The organism is Thalassospira sp. A40-3, assembly GCF_015871485.1.
GTDB classification, from domain to species: domain Bacteria; phylum Pseudomonadota; class Alphaproteobacteria; order Rhodospirillales; family Thalassospiraceae; genus Thalassospira; species Thalassospira tepidiphila.
In genome coordinates this window covers 1,456,039-1,472,698 of the sequence record NZ_CP065428.1, presented here as the reverse complement: position 1 = coordinate 1,472,698, position 16,660 = coordinate 1,456,039, and the positions used below count along the sequence as shown (strand labels likewise).

Here is a 16,660-nt window from a genome sequence, read left to right as displayed (position 1 = left end):
ATATCGCTTGCGATCTGGACGATCTATGCGTATGAGTCCAATATATATTCTCATTCGTCCACAAACAGGCCAACCATGGATCCGCTTTCCGATATCCTCGCCCTGCTCCGCCCGGAAAACTACCTTTCGGCCGGGTTCGATATCGGCGCGCCCTGGGCGATCCAGTTTCCCGATCAGGGGCAAAACATCAAAACCGCCGCCGTGGTTGAGGGCGACTGCTGGATTTCGGTCGATGGGGTGGCGGACCCGGTGCATCTGCAAACAGGCGACTGCGTCTTGTTGCCGCACGGCAAGGCGTTCTTGATGGGAAGCGATCTTGATGTGCCGCCGATGCTGGCCGGAACAACGTTCAAGCCAAGCGGCTATGGCGTCATTCGCACACTGAATGGTGGCGGGGATTGCGTGGTGGCCAGCAGCCGGTTTGGCCTTCACGGGCCACAGGCCGACTTGTTGCTGGCGATGTTGCCGCCGCTTGTGGTCATTCGTAATCGCGATGAAAGCGAAGCACTTCGCCATTGCATTGAACGCACCATGACGGAGATGCGCAAAAACGATCCTGGCAGCAAACTGGTATTGCAACATCTGGCGCACATGATGCTGATCCAGGTGTTGCGCATGTACATGAATGACGACGCCATGGGGGTTGGCTGGTTCTTCGCCCTTGCCGACCCGCAAATCAGCAAGGCCATATCCGCCATCCATGCCGATCCGGCCCAAAACTGGACGGTGGAAAGCCTTGCAAAATGCTCAGGCATGTCCCGATCCGCCTTTGCCGCACGCTTCAAGGACAAGGTCGGGCAAAGCCCGATGGCTTACCTCACGCACTGGCGGATGATGCTGGCGGGCGAAAAGCTTTTGCATTCGCGCGCACCGATCTCGCAGATTTCACTGTCGCTCGGTTATGAGTCTGAAAGTGCGTTTAGCACGGCTTTCAAAAGGGTGATGGGCTGTGCGCCGAGGGGTTATTCCAGTTTAGCAGCGACACGGGACTCTTAAAGCAGTCGCTTCATCAGATGGGGGTTCAAGTCCCTCCCCGGCTACCAATTTTAAAATTGTACACCAAAAGTTGACATTCGAACAAATTTGTTCGAATATAGCCCTATCAGCACGTTCGGGGGAAGGCTGAATGAATGGCAATGAACTGATGCGCAAGCTCAGGAAATACGCCAAGGCGCATGGGCTGGACCTCGCATTCGAGGCACATCGCGGCAAGGGATCGCACGGTACGTTGTATCTGGGAAGTCATCGCACCACCCTGAAAGACCGCAAAAAGGAAATAAGCCCCGGTCTTCTGAACAGTACGCTGAAAGATTTGGGCGTTGATCCCAAGGATATTTGATATCAGGTGATACCCCACTCAGAACGGAGCAACAGAGATGCGGTTTATTTATCCCGTAGATTTAAGTGATGATGGCGCGGATGGTTATCTTGCCATTGTGCCGGATGTCACCGGCTGCGCGACCGATGGCGCGACAGAGCACGAAGTCTTGCGCGAGATCGCCGATGCGCTTGAGGAAGCGCTCGCGGCGGCCATGATCGCCAAGGAAGATATTCCGACGCCCTCCTCCGCCAAGGGCCGCCCGACAGTGACGCTGGGAACGCTTATGGCAACCAAGGCCGCCCTTTACATCACCATGCGCGAAACCGGTACGAGCAACACCGCGCTTGCCGCCAAGATGGGCCTTGCCGAAACGGAAGTCCGCCGCATGCTTGATCCACGTCATGCGACGAAGATCGGGCGGTTAGAAGCAGCACTGGCGTTGTTGGGGCGGCGGATTTCTGTCGTGGTAGAAGCGGCTTAAGCAACGAGCTTCCAGACGAACCTCTAGAAAATAAATCAGTCCCTTTTTGTAAGAGTGCAACGCAACAATTCAGGACACTAATGTGAATTTCTCTAGAGCTAAAACTGCAGCCGCTATCGCCATCTCACTTATATTCATGCTTGTCGCTGCTCTTTTGGCTGTTGATAACGCTTGCCAACCCGTCTCCAATCGATTTTGCCACCTTTGGCTGAGATTCCAATGGGAAACCGTCTTGGCTGGCTTGCTCGGTCTAGGTGGAGGGGCATTTGCTTGGATTGGCGTGGTCAAACAAATTCAAGCACAGCGCGATGATTTAGCGACAAGTGTTTCAGCTAGTAAACGGCGGTACAATATTCAACTAACTGAAATTTGTGTCACCTTAGCGGCGGCGGCAAGTTCAGGTCTTCAAGGCTTCCAAGAATTTGCCTTTCCCAAAGGGACCATACTAATGGTGAAGGTCCAGCTCGAAAGCGTCTTAATTCCTGAACCCCCAATGTATTCAAATGATGAGTTGATTCAGAATATAACGCGTTTGCAAAGCCTGAAGCGCGAAGCAATTGTATTTATGAACGCCTACGAACCCTACTTAACTTCTGAGGAGATCTGGCATAGCTCAACTTCCAGTATCCATCCAAAAGACGGACACATTTCAAACATCTTGAAAGAACTGCAAACTGTCTCTGAGCACCTGATCACACTTGCAGACGATAAGTAAAAGACAATGACGGTTTTTTTGCGAGATCGGAGAAGCTCCGCGTCTTAGTAGGAAGTAAAGAACCAGCCTTTAGCTGCTTTTTATCCTTGGGCAAAGCCCGGCGGACCGTTGCGCGCTTCGCGCAACGTCTCTCGAAAGCTGCGTGCCTCGCTTTCTCGTGAACCCACGGGGGCAAGCCCGATCCAAGGCGATCAATTAAAAACCCCCTCAGGCGGAGCCATGAGGGGGTTTTTAATTGGTAGCCGAGGAGGGACTTGAACCCCCGACACGCGGATTATGATTCCGCTGCTCTAACCAGCTGAGCTACTCGGCCACAAGGAATTTTGTGGTGTTCCGGTGCGCTTGGAACGAGGCGGTTTTTAAGTCAGGGAGCCGTCCCCGTCAAGCGCCTTTTTGACGATTTTGTCAAAAAACATCTTAGTAAAACCCCTAGTGAAACTGGCGGGCGAGGAACATGCGCCCTCGCCCGTCCTATTCGTTAATCGGGCAATCCCGATCAGGCGGCACTTGCAGTGTTGCCGATCAGCTCTTCGCGGGTGATCCAGCCCCCACCAAGGACGCGTTCGCCCTGATAGAACACACCGGCCTGCCCCGGCGCGATGCCGAACTGGGCATCGTGCAGTTCAATGCGGGCTTCGCCGGATGCTTCGGGGTAGACGGTTGCCGTGGTCGGCTGCATGGCCGAGCGCAGTTTGACTTCGACCTCAACCCCGTTTTCATCGATCTGATCGCCGTCAAGCCAGTTAAGTTCACGGACATAGACCAGTTTCTTGGCAAGGGCTGCCTTCGGCCCGACAATGACCTGACGCTTTTCGGGCGAGAGTTTGACGACATAAAGCGGTTCTGCCGTGCCCCCGATATTAAGCCCACGCCGTTGCCCGACCGTGTAATGGATCAGGCCGCGATGATCGCCCAGCACATTGCCATCAAGATCAACGATCTCGCCCGGTTCGCCTGCCTCTGGACGCAGCTTTTCGACCAGACGGGCATATTTGCCATCCGGGACAAAGCATATGTCCTGACTGTCGGGCTTATCGGCGACTTCAAGGCCGAAATTGGCGGCAAGCGCACGGGTTTCCGCCTTGCTCATCAAATGACCCAACGGGAAGCGCAGGAAATCAAGCTGTTCCTGGGTCGTGGTGAACAGGAAGTAGCTTTGATCGCGGTTGGGATCGGCGGCACGGTGCAATTCGGCACGGCCATTAGCACCCAGTTTCCGCTGCACGTAATGGCCGGTCGCCATGCAATCGGCACCTAGGTCATAAGACGTTTCCAGCAGATCGCGGAACTTGACGGTCTGATTGCATTTCACGCACGGGATCGGGGTTTCGCCGCGCATGTAGCTGTCGGCGAAATCATCGATCACTTCTTCGCGGAAGCGTGATTCGTAGTCCAGAACGTAATAGGGAATGTCGATGTCCTCGGCCACTTTACGCGCATCATAAATATCGCGCCCGGCACAACAGGATTTCGCACGGGTGGGCGCATTGGCCCCCATATCATAAAGCTGAAGCGTGATGCCCACCACGTCATAGCCTTCTGATTTCAGAAGGGCTGCAACGGCAGAGCTATCAACCCCGCCCGACATGGCAACAACCACGCGGGTATCTTCCGGGGCTTTATCAAAGCCAAGAGAGTTCATGTTTCTCACCCATCCGTGGGTCAAGGCCACGGCGACAAGAGGTTAATCCAAAATGGCAACGGGCGGCGCATCCGCCACCCGCAAAATATCGTTCGGGCTTATATAGGCGATCTTGGCCTATTTTGCCAGATCAAGTCCCATCTGCCAAAAATCGGCTTCAAGGCGGCTTGCCATGGTAAAGGTTTCCACCAGCCCTTCGAGGCGGCGATGCCCGCCGCGCGTGGCAACTGTGTGTTCAAGCAACTCGATCTCGGCCTTTGCCACGTCCTGGAATTCGTCGGACGCATACATTTCAATCCACGCCCGATACGGATTGCCGTCAAGCACAGTATCAGAACTTGCCATCAGGCGGTTTGCGATTTCGGCATAGCCCACCATACAGGGCATCAGGGCCACCTGCAGGTCCACCACGTCCCCCTGATGACCCCTATCAAGCACATAGCGGGTATAGGTGATGCACGCCCGTGCCTCTGCCTCTGCGACGATATCGGCCTCGGACAGGCCCCAGCCTTTGCAGAAGTCCAAATGCAGGCTCATTTCCATATCAAGGATGGCATGCACGGTGCCAGAAAACTGGCGCATGGCATGCAGGTCTTCGGCCTTATAGGCCGCCAGCGCATAGGCGCGCGCAAACTGGATCAGGAACAGGTAATCCTGAATGAGGTAATGCTTGAACGCGGCCTCGGGCAATGTGCCGTTGCCAAGCTGTTTGACGAAGTCATGGCAGACATAGCTTTGCCAGGCTTCGGGCGCGCAGGTGCGCAATTTGCCAAACAGACTGTCGACGGGGATGATGTCGGTGAAGGTGGCGGGTTTGCTCATGCTGGTCCCTTCCCTTTTTATTCATGGTGGCTCAAACAAAAACGGACCAGCCCGCATGTTGCAGGCTGGTCCGCATTTTCGTGATCAGGGTGCAGGCCGTCTGGCGCACATCACACTCATCGAAATCAGTCGTCGCGCTCGTCGATCCAGGCCATCTGGATGGCTTCGAGAATCTTCTCGTTCGACTTCGAAGGATCGTCTTCAAAACCTTCAAGCTCGGTGACCCATTTGTGCAGGTCGGTGAAGCGAAGGTTGAGGTTATCCTTGTCCGGATGGGCTTCCTCAAGCTCGATCGCGATGTCCTGAATGTCTGTCCAACGCATATCCGTCTCCTTTGACACCGGGCGGCAATCCGCCCGGTCAGCAGAAGGTGAAACTTACTTGTCGACCATCATGTTGCGGGTCGCGGACGGAAGTTTGACACGCAGACCGTCGAGCTCGTCGCTCATGATGATCTGGCAGCCAAGACGCGAGGTCTCGGTCAGGCCAAAGGCAAGGTCAAGCATGTCTTCTTCGTCTTCGGACGGTTCATCAAGCTTGTCAAACCAGTCATCTTCAAGAATTACGTGGCAGGTCGAACATGCCAGCGAACCTTCGCAAGCACCTTCAAGGTCAATGCCGTTCTTGTGGGCAGCTTCCAGAACAGACAGGCCGTCGGCGACTTCGAATTCCTTTTCGGTGCCATCCGGCTCGACAAAAACGATCTTAGGCATTTGTGCCTTTCTCCTCGGTAATACTTTTCGTTCGATCTCTGTTTATGCGCCCCGCGATACGGGTCGCTTATCCGGCCTGACCTTGGCGGTTGTCGGGGACAATCGCCGCAGTTCGCCGGTTTGTCAATTCCACCGGTGTCGATTAATTCACTTCCTAGTGAACTTCATCGACATTTTGCCCGGCAAGTGCCTGGCGGATCCGGCTATCCATACGGGCCTCGGCAAACGGGCGGGATGCATTTTCAAGCGCCTCGGCAGCGTAATTGATCGCATCGCGGTTGTCGCCTGCGGCGGCCGTTTCAAGATTGGCAATGGCGTGCTTGATGTTGGCCTCGTCTTCCTTGGTCAGAAGCGCACGGTCGGCATTCATTGCGGCATTGACCGCCAGAATGTTGCGACGTGCTTCGACGCGGGCCTCGGTCAGGACGCGCATTTCCATGTCTTCGCGAGCATGGACCATGCTATCGCGCAGCATGGTCGCCATATCAGACTCATTGATGCCATAGGTCGGCTTGACCGCGACTTCCTGTTCAGTCCCGGTGGTTTCCTCGCGGGCCGAGACGGTCAGAAGGCCGTCGGCGTCGACATTGAACTGAACGCGGATGCGCGCAGCGCCAGCTGCCATCGACGGAATACCGGTCAGCGCAAAGCGCGCAAGCGAGCGGCACTGATCAACCATTTCGCGTTCGCCCTGCACCACATGGATCATCATGGCCGACTGACCATCCTGATAGGTGGTAAATTCCTGTGCCTTGGTCACCGGGATCGGGGTGTTGCGGTCAATGACCTTTTCAACAATCCCGCCCATGGTTTCAAGCCCCAGCGACAGCGGCGTGACATCCAGAAGAAGGTTGTCCGAGCCGCCTGTCAAAGCCTCTGCCTGAAGGGCCGCACCAAGGGCGACAACCTCGTCCGGGTCGATATCCGACAGCGGTTCCTGTTCAAACAGATCGGCCACCGCCTTGCGCACGGCTGGCACGCGGGTAGAGCCGCCGACCAACACGACACCCTTGACGTCTTCGGGCAAGACGTCGGCGTCATCAAGCACCTGTTCGGTGATGGCGGCCGTGCGGGCAACCAGCTTGGCGATCATGGCATCAAACTGATCGCGCGTTACGGTGTGTTTGGTGTCCGTGCCATTGAGTGCCACGGTGACTTCTACACTGTCCTGATCGGTCAGGCTTTCCTTAACCGTGCGGGCGGCCTTTAGCAGGCGCTTGGCATCCGATGCATCAAGATCATCGGTCGCACCGCCATCCTTGCGTTCCGCCAGAAGATGTTCGGCAATCGCATGATCAAAATCATCGCCACCAAGGGCGGCATCCCCGCCGGTCGCCTTCACCTGGAAGACGCCCTTTTGCATTTTCAGAAGCGAGATATCAAAGGTCCCGCCGCCAAGGTCATAGACGGCATAAAGACCCTCTGCCCCGTTATCAAGGCCATAGGCAAGGGCGGCTGCGGTCGGTTCATTGACCAGACGCAGGACTTCCAGACCGGCCAGCTTGGCCGCATCCTTGGTCGCGGTACGTGCGCCGTCATCGAAATAGGCCGGGACCGTGATCACGGCCTTTTCGACAGGCTTATCAAGGCTTTCTTCGGCGCGCGCTCGCAGTGCGCGCAGGATATCTGCCGAAACCTCGACCGGGGTTAAAACCCGATTACCGACATTGAGGCGCACCATCATCGGTTCGCCGTTTTCGGTTTCGGATTTTTCCGGGATTTCGACGTGATAAGGCAGCGTGCCGGCAACCGATTTGACGTCTTCCAGACCACGGCCCATCAGACGTTTGACCGATGACACCACACGGCTGGCGTCTGAGTTGATCTGATCACGGGCGGCTTCGCCGACAACCGGCGTGTCATCGCCGTAATAGACGACAGAGGGCACAATCGCATTGCCACCGGATTTATCGCGCAGAACTTCAGGCTTTTCCGAGTTCGAGATTGCAACCACCGAGTTGGTGGTTCCAAGATCGATCCCGACAGCGATCTGGCGTTCGTCCTCGTGCGGGAGGGGTGTTTCGCCCGGTTCGTGGATTTTTAGCAGAGCCATTCTTACGTCCAGTTTTTTCTATGATCAGGCAGCGGCAAGGCGCGATTTCTTCGCGCGCGCTTCCTCGGTCATTTTCATCAGATATCTTAAACGGGTGGCCAGTTTCTTGGCCGCGTCAAAGGATTGGCTGTCAAAGGCGGCACCCAGATCATTTTCACAGGCACGTGCCTGTTTGCGGGTATCCTTGATGATGGCATCGATGGTGATTTTATCCTTGGCATCGTCAAGGGCTTCACGCATTTCCATCGCTTCCATCAGAAGTTCCGGATCATTGACGGTATGGCCTTCGCCGCCTTCTGGCTCGTGCCCGGCCTGACGCAGCATATAATGTGCGCGCGCGACCGGATTTTTCAGCGTCTCGAAAGCTTCGTTCAGGCTGGCGGCCTGTTGCGATGACAGGGCCTGTTCGCGGCCCGACTTGGACGCGAACCGGTCGGGATGGAGCTTTTGTTGCTGCTTAAGGTAAGTCGCTTCCATCGCATCGACATCAACGTCAAAGGAACGCTCCAGACCAAAGCGGGTAAAATGATCCAGCTGGCCGGGGGCCTGAATGGCGTTGCAGGTTTCGCAAAACAGTGCGCTTGCTTCGACCGGCCCCTTGCAGGACCAGCAAACCTTGTGCGCAGATTGTTCGGTGTTGCTCACGCGATGCACTTCCGAGGATTAAAAGACAAAAACAAATCAGTTCAAAAGGCGATGCGTGACCATAGCTTTGGTCACGTCACCCTTTTTCAGGCGATGGCCCCGGCGATCTCGCCAGGGCCATAACCATTCAGAAAGCAGGGAAAGCCCGGCCTGATCAAACGTGGAAGGATTCCCCGCAACCGCAACGACCTTTTTCGTTGGGGTTCCGGAAAACAAAGCCTTCCTCCATCGTGTTGACCTCGTAATCCATCTCTGTGCCAAGCACGAACATGATGGCTTTGGGGTCGATCAGGATTCTCACGCCGTCGTCAAGTTCGACAACTTCTTCGAAGCCATCGGCACCATCGGCATATTCCAGCGTGTAGGACAGGCCCGAGCACCCTTTGCTGCGCACACCAAGCCGAATGCCGTGCGAGGGTTTCCCGCGGCTATCAAGCAGCGCCTTGATGTGATCAAGAGCGACCGGTGTGACAGAAATTGGTGACGGTAGAGCCATTTTATTCTCCCAAGATTCCGAAAACGATGGGGAGTGGGCGCTGCTTATTCAGCAGCATCCACTTCCGCTGCGCCGTTTTTGGTTTTGTAGTCGCTGATTGCGGCTTTGATCGCGTCTTCAGCCAGGATCGAGCAGTGGATCTTGACCGGCGGAAGTGCAAGTTCCTCGGCAATCTGCGAGTTTTTGATCGCACCCGCTTCGTCAAGCGACTTGCCCTTGACCCATTCGGTGATCAGCGAGCTTGAAGCAATCGCCGAACCACAGCCAAAGGTCTTGAACTTCGCATCTTCAATGATCCCTTCCGGGGTCACCTTGATCTGCAGCTTCATGACGTCACCACATGCCGGTGCGCCGACAAGGCCGGTCCCGACAGAGGTTTCGTTCTTGTCCATGGAGCCGACATTGCGCGGGTTTTCGTAATGGTCGATCAGCTTTTCACTATAAGCCATGATAGGAATCCTCCTAAAAAGTCCTGAGTCTCTCTCACGAGACAGAATACATATCGAATATGTCGATAGTACGTTTTCGGTCGTTGTCGTTCTTAGTGTTCAGCCCATTCGATCGACTTGATGTCGATGCCTTCCTGCGCCATTTCCCAAAGCGGGCTCATTTCGCGCAGACGCTCAACTGCGGTGCAGATGGCATCAACGGCTTCGTCGAGCTCTTCCTTGGTGGTGTAGCGACCAATGCCAATACGAAGGGATGTATGGGCCAATTCTTCGTCAACACCAAGAGCACGCAGAACGTAAGACGGTTCCAGCGACGCCGAGGTGCAGGCAGAGCCCGACGATACGGCAATGTTCTTGATGTCCATCAGAAGGCTTTCACCTTCGACATAGGCAAACGAAATGTTCAGGTTGCCGCTGACACGGACGTGTTCGTCACCATTGACATAGATGTCTTCGAGACGGTCGCGGAAACGCTGAAGCGTGTAGTCACGCAGCTTTTCGATACGTGCGTTTTCTTCGGCCATTTCGTTGCTAAGAATGTCGCACGCCTTGCCAAGACCAACGATCAGCGGGGTCGGAAGCGTACCGGAACGCATGCCGCGTTCCTGACCACCACCGGTGATCTGTGCGATAACACGAACGCGCGGACGACGGCGAACATACAGCGCACCGATGCCTTTGGGGCCATAGATCTTGTGACCGGAAATCGACATCAGGTCGATCTTCATGTCATCAACATCAAGGTCGATCTTACCAACCGCCTGCGCACAGTCGGTATGGAAGAAGACTTTGCGTTCGCGGCAGATTTCACCGATTTCCTTGAGCGGCTGAATGACACCGATTTCGTTGTTTACACCCATGACGGACACGAGTGCGGTTTCATCGGTGATGGCAGCCTTGAGTTCTTCAAGGTCGATCAGGCCGTTTTCCTTAACGCCAAGATAGGTCACTTTGTAACCTTCCTGCTCAAGGTGGCGGGCACTGTCGAGCACGCATTTATGCTCGGTGACAACCGTGATCAGGTGCGGCTTTTTCTTGCCATAGAACTTCATCACGCCTTTGAGGGCGAGGTTGTTTGACTCCGTCGCACCCGAGGTAAAGATGATTTCCTTTGCCGACGCACCGATGATCTTGGCAACCTGACCGCGTGCAACTTCAACCGCGTCCTCGGCTTCCCAGCCAAAGCTGTGGTTGCGCGAATGCGGGTTACCGAATTTCTCGGTGAAGTACGGCAGCATTGCCTCGACAACCCGCGGGTCGGTCGGCGTCGTCGCCTGATAGTCCAGATAGATCGGCTTTGCTTTAAGCTCGTTCATTTTAAAGGCTTCCTCACTCACTCTTTCTCAGGCAGCGTGACGCGCTTTCTTGCGCGCTGCATTACCCCTCATCCTGCTCCAAACGCGGATAAATGTATCAATGTCTTCGTTGGTGCTATCCAGTCCCAGACTGACCCGAATGGCCGATCCGGGCTCGGTAACACCCATTTCCCTAAGCACGTGGCTTTCACGTACCTTGCCTGATGAACAGGCTGATCCCGAACTGATGGCAACACCTGCCAGATCCATTGCCATGACCTGGGTTTCCCCGGGCATTCCTGGCAGGATCAGGCAACTTGTATTGCTCAGTCGCTCCGTTCCCTTGCCGGCGATCAGAAGCTCAGGCGCCTCTGATGCCAATTCCGTTTCCAGGCGATCGCGCATTTTCGCGATATCCGCCATCCTTGCCATGTTGGCCTCGGCACGTTTGGCTGCGGCGTCAAAGCCCGCAATCCCGACAACGTTTTCCGTACCACCACGGCGGTATTTTTCCTGCCCGCCGCCCCGGATCTGGGGGACCAGCATCACGCCCGGCGCAATCGCCAGCGCGCCAATTCCTTTTGGACCGCCGATCTTGTGGGCCGAGATCGACACCATATCGACCAGCAAGCGCCCCATATCGACCGGCAACCGGCCCAGCGCCTGAACAGCGTCGCAATGGACCTTGGCACCATATTCACGCGCCAGCAGACCAACCTTGGCAACCGGCTGAATGACGCCGGTTTCGTTATTGGCCAGCATGACCGAAACCAGAACCTTTTGCCCGGCGTCAGATGCGTCTTTGAGCATCGCTTCTAGGGCATTCAGGTCAATCAGGCCATTTTCATCCACCGGGATGCGTTTGGCGTCCGGTCTTGCTTCGATGACCGAAGGATGTTCGACCGCACTGGTAAATACGGTGACATCTTCCAACCCGTTCAGTGCCAGATTGTTGGCCTCTGTGCCGCCGCTGGTGAAGATGATCCGTTCTGAATCACCGCCCAGCAGATCGGCAATGGTGCGCCTGGCATGATCAACGATCTTGCGGGCCGCACGGCCACTGGCATGAACCGAAGACGGATTACCTGCAACATCCATCGCAGCGATCATGGCCTGCTTTGCATCTTCGCAAAGCGGCGCGCTGGCGTTGTAGTCGAGATAAACCTGGTCGGTCATCAGTTTAAAATCATCCTTATTCGCACCTGCCCTCGATATAGAGGACCAACTACTGTGCCGCAACCTGTGACGGCTCTTCGATCTGGGTCGTTTTACCCGGGAACGTCCGAAGCGTCCCCGCCACGTTGCGATCCACCACATCGGCAAGACTGACAGAGGCCAGATAAAGATAAATCTGGTTGCCGAGCTCTTCCCACAGTTCGTGAGTCAGACAACGGCCCTTGTTGGTCTTGCAGCCCTTGGGAGAACCGGACTTGCAACGGGTTGCACGGATTGGTTCATCAACCGCAAGAATGACATCGGCAACACGGGTTTCAGTGGCATTGCGTGCCAGCAAATATCCGCCACCCGGGCCGCGCACCGAACGGACCAGACCGCCCTTGCGCAATTTGCCAAACAGCTGTTCAAGATAAGAAAGTGAAATTTCCTGGCGGTCCGCAATATCTGCCAGCGCGACCGGTCGGTCCTTGCTGCTTTCAGCGAGATCGACCATCGCCATAACGGCATAGCGGCCTTTGGTACTCAGCTTCACGGTGCGTCCTCCTGCCTTGCTTTGGGGTTAACCCCGAGCGGGCTTTTCATTCATGTTGCGCGGTGGCGCGTATTCTATTCCGATGATGCGACGATACGCGGCTTTTCCGGTGCGGCATCAGATGCGGCCTTTTCACCCTCAAGGGCGACCACCTTGTTGCGCAGCGTTTCGACCTCGCGGCCAAGTTCTTCAAGTGCGCGGGCAACCGGATCAGGCAGATCGCCAAGCGGCGTCCCATAGGCACAGAACCGATCATCCTGTTCACGGCGGACGATCTTGGCTGGGATACCAACAACCGTGGCACCCTCGGGCACTTCACCCAGGACCACGGCGTTGCCGCCAACACGTGCATTTTTGCGCACGGTGAACGGTCCAAGGATTTGCGCGCCGGACCCGACAATCACACCATCCTCAAGGGTCGGGTGACGTTTCAGGCCGCGCTGGCCGTCGCTATTCACACTTGGCGAAGTCCCGCCAAGGGTAACGCCTTGATACAGTGTGACATCATCGCCGATCTCGGCGGTTTCGCCGATCACGACACCCATGCCATGGTCAATAAAGAAGCGCTTGCCAATCGTCGCACCCGGGTGAATTTCGATCCCGGTCAACCAGCGCAAAATCTGCGACAGGAAGCGTGCCGTCAGGCGGAAACCGCGCTGCCACAGCCAATGTGTCCCGCGATAGCCCATGATCGCATGAAACGCCGGATAGCTGATCACGACTTCCCAACGGGATCGCGCCGCAGGGTCACGGGCGATCATCGCGTCAATTTCCTGACGAATTAGCTTGAACATGGGGCGGTCCACTGTGTAATTAGTACCTTCGATTCCCGGCAGCCACGCCCAGCCCCGTCCTTGCACATAAGCAATTGTCGGGTTCGACAGGCACCATCGGGTTAGCCGGAATATAGGATAACCGAGTAACTTGGTCAAGTATTTGCCCAAAGCAATTTATGCGCAAACACGAAAAAACTTACAAAAACACTCGGATATTTTTGTTACACACATCTTTCCATTCGTGGACAGGAGCAGTCTGATCCATGCCTGAGGTCATTTTTAACGGCCCCGAAGGTCGCCTTGAAGGTCGCTACCACCATAACGGCGCTGACGATTCGCCCATCGCACTTATCCTCCATCCGAACCCGCAACAGGGTGGCACAATGAATAACAAGTTGTGCTTCAACATGTTCAACATGTTCAAGGATCGCGGCTATTCCGTCATGCGGTTCAACTTCCGTGGCGTCGGCCGCTCGCAGGGCGTATTCGATCAGGGGATCGGCGAACTGTCTGATGCGGCATCCGCACTTGACTGGATGCAGACCTATAACGCCAATGCACGTGCAACCTGGGTTGCCGGTTATTCGTTCGGTTCGTGGATCGGCATGCAGCTTTTGATGCGCCGTCCGGAAATTGACGGATTTATTTCGGTCGCAGCCCCGGCAAGTGAACATGACTTCACCTTCCTTGCCCCCTGCCCGTCATCCGGCATTCTGATCCACGGCACGCAGGACACCAACATTCCGGTCGCCTCGGTCAACAAGCTTGCCGACAAGCTTAATGCCCAGAAAGGCATTGAAGTTGACATGTGCGCGATTGACGGTGCCGATCACTATTTCGCCAAACAGCAAGACGAAGTGATCAAGCATTCAATTGCCTATCTGGACAAGCGCGGCGCTTAAACCGCCCGCAGCCTGACCACACAAATAAAAGGCCGCCTGATCAGGCGGCCTTTTTTGTTGGATACAGCTTGCCGCCACAACAGGGCTCTGGCACGCCCGTGGTCCCCGGGAAGCTGAGCGGCAAGTCGCGTAAATGGCGCACAGCCAGGAAGCCAAAACATTCAGCCTCGACCGCATCACCATCCCAATCAAGCACGTCAACAGATTGCACCGGCACCCCAAGGCGGGTGGCGAGTGTTTCCATGATATAATCGTTATGACGCCCGCCACCGCAGACAAACCAGCCTTTGGGCGCAGCAGGCAGATGGTTCACACCGGCAACGATGGCCGCCACCGTGCAATTGGCAAGCGTTGCCGCCCCGTCGGATACATTAAGCTTGGCCTCAACCACCAGCCCGTCGATCCGTGCCGCCATATCTTCGCGGTCCAATGATTTCGGCGGAATGCGGTCAAAATACGGGTCTTCAAGGAATTTGACCTCGACCATTGGGTCACCAGTGCCCGAGGCCGCCGTTGCGCCGTTCAAATCAACCGGATTGCCGGTATGGCGCAACATCCAGTCATCAATCCGCGCATTGCCCGGCCCACAATCAAAGGCCAACAATGCATCGTCGCCGTCGATATAGGTAACGTTGGAAACCCCGCCGATATTTAGAACTGCCACGGGCAGCTCAACACCGGCACTTTTGATCAGGGCTGCGTGATAAACAGGTGCCAGTGGCGCACCCTCCCCACCGGCGGCGACATCGGCCAATCTGAAATCGGCCACCACCGGGATACCGGTTTTTTCCGCCAGCATATGCGGCGTTCCGATCTGGCGTGTAAGCCCCGATGCCGGTTCATGAAACACGGTCTGCCCATGAAAGCCGATGACACCAATATCGGCAGCCAACATACCGGATTTATCCATCAGCATGTTAACAGCATCAACATGCACCTGTGTCAGATCATCGGCAACGACATGTTCGGTGTTGGTCGCGCTGCGATTGCCAAAGCAGGCCCGCATCCGTTCACGCAATTCCGGCGCGTAAGGCACAAAAACCGATTGCCCGGTGCGGCGCACTTCGATGCCATCGGTTTCAATCAGTGCTGCGTCCACCCCATCAAGAGAGGTGCCGCTCATCATGCCGATTGCTGTTATCCAGCCGTGTCTCATGTCGTGCTCCGTGCGCGATCGCTGTTGGTTTTGAGCAGCCTAAAAGGAATTTATCGCGAATTCGTTACCCGTATGGCAGATCTGTTCGCCGATGCGTTGCCGAGCGGATGTTTTCTGTGCTAGATCATCGCCTCCGCACCGAATGGCGGATCAAATTTTCTATCACAACCAACATAGCGCAAAAACCATGACTGAACTGAAGTCTGATTTTCTCCGCGTCATGAATGACCGCGGTTACATCCACCAATGTACTGATCTTGAAGGCCTTGATGCCTATGCATCGGAAAATACGGTGGTGTGCTATGTGGGTTATGATTGCACTGCAGACAGCCTGCATGTCGGATCACTTGTGTCGATCATGATGTTGCGCTGGCTGCAGAAGACCGGCCACAAACCAATCGTCCTTATGGGCGGCGGCACTACCCGCGTTGGGGACCCGACGGGCCGCGATGATGCACGTCCGGTTCTGACCGATGAAATCATCGAAGCCAACATGGCTGGCATCAAAAAGGTGTTTCAGCAGTTCCTGACGTTTGGCGATGGCCCGACCGATGCGGTCATGGTCAACAATGCCGATTGGCTGGACAAGCTGAACTACATCGAATTCCTGCGTGATTTCGGTCGCCACTTCTCGGTCAACCGGATGCTGGCATTTGACTCGGTCAAGCTGCGTCTGGAACGTGAACAGTCGCTGAGCTTCCTTGAATTCAACTACATGATCCTGCAAGCCTACGACTTTGTCGAACTGAACCGCAACTATGGCTGCACGCTTCAGATGGGCGGATCGGATCAGTGGGGCAACATCGTCAATGGTGTTGAGCTTGGTCGCCGCGTTGATGAGAAATCGCTGTTTGGCCTGACGACCCCGCTGATGACCACCGCATCGGGTGCCAAGATGGGCAAGACTGCGGCCGGGGCTGTCTGGCTGAATGAAGAACGCCTGTCGTCTTATGACTACTACCAGTTCTGGCGGAACACCGAAGATGCCGACGTGATCAAGTTCATGCGTCTGTTCACCGAGATGTCGCTCGATCAGATCGAAGAATACGCCAAGCTTGAAGGATCGCAGATCAACGAAGCCAAGAAAGTTCTGGCGTTCGAGGCGGTCAAACTGTGCCGCGGCGAAGAAGCAGCCCTTGCGGCGGCTGAAACGGCGCGCAAGACCTTTGAAGAAGGTGTTCTGGCAGACGATCTTCCGACCGTGGAAGTCGCCAAGGCCGATCTTGATGCCGGTATCCCGGCCTTTGATCTGTTCCGCCGTGCCGACCTTGCCAAATCGGGCGGTGACGCACGTCGTCTGATCAAGGGTGGCGGCGCCAAGATCAACGACGAAAAAGTCAGCGACGAAAACGCCAATATCACCGCCGATGCGGTTAATGCAGATGGCGTGATCAAGGTGTCTGCCGGCAAGAAACGCCACATCCTGATCAAGCCGGTCTGATCAAAGAAGACCCGCAGAAAAACAAAAGCCCCGCCGAGTGATCGT

19 protein-coding genes and 1 tRNA gene are annotated in these 16,660 nt (G+C 55.7%); 6 read left to right on the top strand and 14 right to left on the bottom strand.

The annotated features are described in order from the left end of the window. Window positions 1-75: 75 nt before the first annotated feature. The 4 genes from IT893_RS06575 (at window position 76) to IT893_RS06560 (ending at window position 2,517) form a co-directional block, all read left to right on the top strand. On the top strand, window positions 76-996 hold the full coding sequence (locus tag IT893_RS06575) for an AraC family transcriptional regulator (protein ID WP_197147251.1): 921 nt from the start codon (window positions 76-78) through the stop codon (window positions 994-996). A 130-nt stretch (window positions 997-1,126) separates the two neighbouring features. Then, window positions 1,127-1,339: a type II toxin-antitoxin system HicA family toxin gene (locus IT893_RS06570; protein WP_197147250.1), complete on the top strand. Its 213-nt coding sequence runs from the start codon at window positions 1,127-1,129 to the stop codon at window positions 1,337-1,339. 37 nt (window positions 1,340-1,376) lie between these two features. Then, the gene (locus tag IT893_RS06565; protein WP_197147249.1) at window positions 1,377-1,802 is read left to right on the top strand and encodes a type II toxin-antitoxin system HicB family antitoxin; all 426 of its coding nucleotides are present in this window, start codon (window positions 1,377-1,379) and stop codon (window positions 1,800-1,802) included. Between the two features lie 82 nt (window positions 1,803-1,884). After that, window positions 1,885-2,517, top strand: a complete 633-nt coding sequence (locus tag IT893_RS06560; protein WP_197147248.1) for a hypothetical protein — start codon at window positions 1,885-1,887, stop codon at window positions 2,515-2,517. Between the two features lie 236 nt (window positions 2,518-2,753). Here the strand turns inward: IT893_RS06560 and IT893_RS06555 are convergent. From IT893_RS06555 to cysE, 13 genes are all read right to left on the bottom strand, one after another. Beyond that, window positions 2,754-2,830, bottom strand: a tRNA-Met gene (locus IT893_RS06555). 183 nt (window positions 2,831-3,013) lie between these two features. After that, entirely contained in the window at window positions 3,014-4,159 is a 1,146-nt protein-coding gene (mnmA, locus tag IT893_RS06550) for a tRNA 2-thiouridine(34) synthase MnmA (RefSeq protein ID WP_197147247.1), read from the bottom strand. A gap of 117 nt (window positions 4,160-4,276) precedes the next feature. Continuing rightward, a complete protein-coding gene (tenA, locus tag IT893_RS06545) occupies window positions 4,277-4,981 on the bottom strand; it encodes a thiaminase II (RefSeq protein ID WP_063088287.1) in 705 nt (234 codons plus the stop codon). A gap of 125 nt (window positions 4,982-5,106) precedes the next feature. Continuing rightward, window positions 5,107-5,304, bottom strand: coding sequence for a Fe-S cluster assembly protein IscX (gene iscX, locus IT893_RS06540; protein ID WP_008890653.1), 198 nt, complete (start codon window positions 5,302-5,304; stop codon window positions 5,107-5,109). A gap of 54 nt (window positions 5,305-5,358) precedes the next feature. Beyond that, the gene (locus IT893_RS06535) at window positions 5,359-5,694 is read right to left on the bottom strand and encodes a ferredoxin family 2Fe-2S iron-sulfur cluster binding protein (protein ID WP_008890652.1); all 336 of its coding nucleotides are present in this window, start codon (window positions 5,692-5,694) and stop codon (window positions 5,359-5,361) included. Between the two features lie 154 nt (window positions 5,695-5,848). After that, entirely contained in the window at window positions 5,849-7,747 is a 1,899-nt protein-coding gene (gene hscA, locus IT893_RS06530; protein WP_197147246.1) for a Fe-S protein assembly chaperone HscA, read from the bottom strand. A gap of 24 nt (window positions 7,748-7,771) precedes the next feature. Continuing rightward, complete coding sequence (hscB, locus tag IT893_RS06525; protein WP_197147245.1) at window positions 7,772-8,392, bottom strand: Fe-S protein assembly co-chaperone HscB; 621 nt, start codon at window positions 8,390-8,392, stop codon at window positions 7,772-7,774. Between the two features lie 154 nt (window positions 8,393-8,546). After that, window positions 8,547-8,888 carry an iron-sulfur cluster assembly accessory protein gene (locus IT893_RS06520; RefSeq protein ID WP_008890649.1) on the bottom strand — a complete coding sequence of 114 codons (342 nt, stop codon included), beginning with the start codon at window positions 8,886-8,888 and terminating at the stop codon, window positions 8,547-8,549. 44 nt (window positions 8,889-8,932) lie between these two features. Continuing rightward, window positions 8,933-9,337, bottom strand: a complete 405-nt coding sequence (gene iscU / locus IT893_RS06515; RefSeq protein ID WP_197147244.1) for a Fe-S cluster assembly scaffold IscU — start codon at window positions 9,335-9,337, stop codon at window positions 8,933-8,935. Between the two features lie 92 nt (window positions 9,338-9,429). Then, window positions 9,430-10,653 (bottom strand): IscS subfamily cysteine desulfurase, encoded by a 1,224-nt coding sequence (locus IT893_RS06510; protein ID WP_063088290.1) that lies wholly within the window; start codon window positions 10,651-10,653, stop codon window positions 9,430-9,432. Window positions 10,654-10,680: 27 nt separating this feature from the next. Next, on the bottom strand, window positions 10,681-11,808 hold the full coding sequence (locus IT893_RS06505) for a cysteine desulfurase family protein (RefSeq protein WP_197147243.1): 1,128 nt from the start codon (window positions 11,806-11,808) through the stop codon (window positions 10,681-10,683). Window positions 11,809-11,857: 49 nt separating this feature from the next. Beyond that, window positions 11,858-12,340 carry an Rrf2 family transcriptional regulator gene (locus IT893_RS06500; RefSeq protein ID WP_008890645.1) on the bottom strand — a complete coding sequence of 161 codons (483 nt, stop codon included), beginning with the start codon at window positions 12,338-12,340 and terminating at the stop codon, window positions 11,858-11,860. A 74-nt stretch (window positions 12,341-12,414) separates the two neighbouring features. After that, window positions 12,415-13,134: a serine O-acetyltransferase gene (gene cysE, locus IT893_RS06495; protein WP_197147242.1), complete on the bottom strand. Its 720-nt coding sequence runs from the start codon at window positions 13,132-13,134 to the stop codon at window positions 12,415-12,417. A gap of 245 nt (window positions 13,135-13,379) precedes the next feature. Here cysE and IT893_RS06490 point away from each other — a divergent pair, with 245 nt between their 5' ends. Further along, entirely contained in the window at window positions 13,380-14,018 is a 639-nt protein-coding gene (locus tag IT893_RS06490) for an alpha/beta hydrolase (protein WP_008890643.1), read from the top strand. Window positions 14,019-14,058: 40 nt separating this feature from the next. On the opposite strand, the gene IT893_RS06485 is transcribed toward IT893_RS06490, so the two are convergent. After that, window positions 14,059-15,174 (bottom strand): anhydro-N-acetylmuramic acid kinase, encoded by a 1,116-nt coding sequence (locus IT893_RS06485; RefSeq protein WP_197147241.1) that lies wholly within the window; start codon window positions 15,172-15,174, stop codon window positions 14,059-14,061. Between the two features lie 187 nt (window positions 15,175-15,361). Between IT893_RS06485 and tyrS the strand changes: the two genes are divergently transcribed. Next, the gene (gene tyrS, locus IT893_RS06480; RefSeq protein ID WP_197147240.1) at window positions 15,362-16,615 is read left to right on the top strand and encodes a tyrosine--tRNA ligase; all 1,254 of its coding nucleotides are present in this window, start codon (window positions 15,362-15,364) and stop codon (window positions 16,613-16,615) included. The last annotated feature ends 45 nt before the right edge of the window (window positions 16,616-16,660 follow it).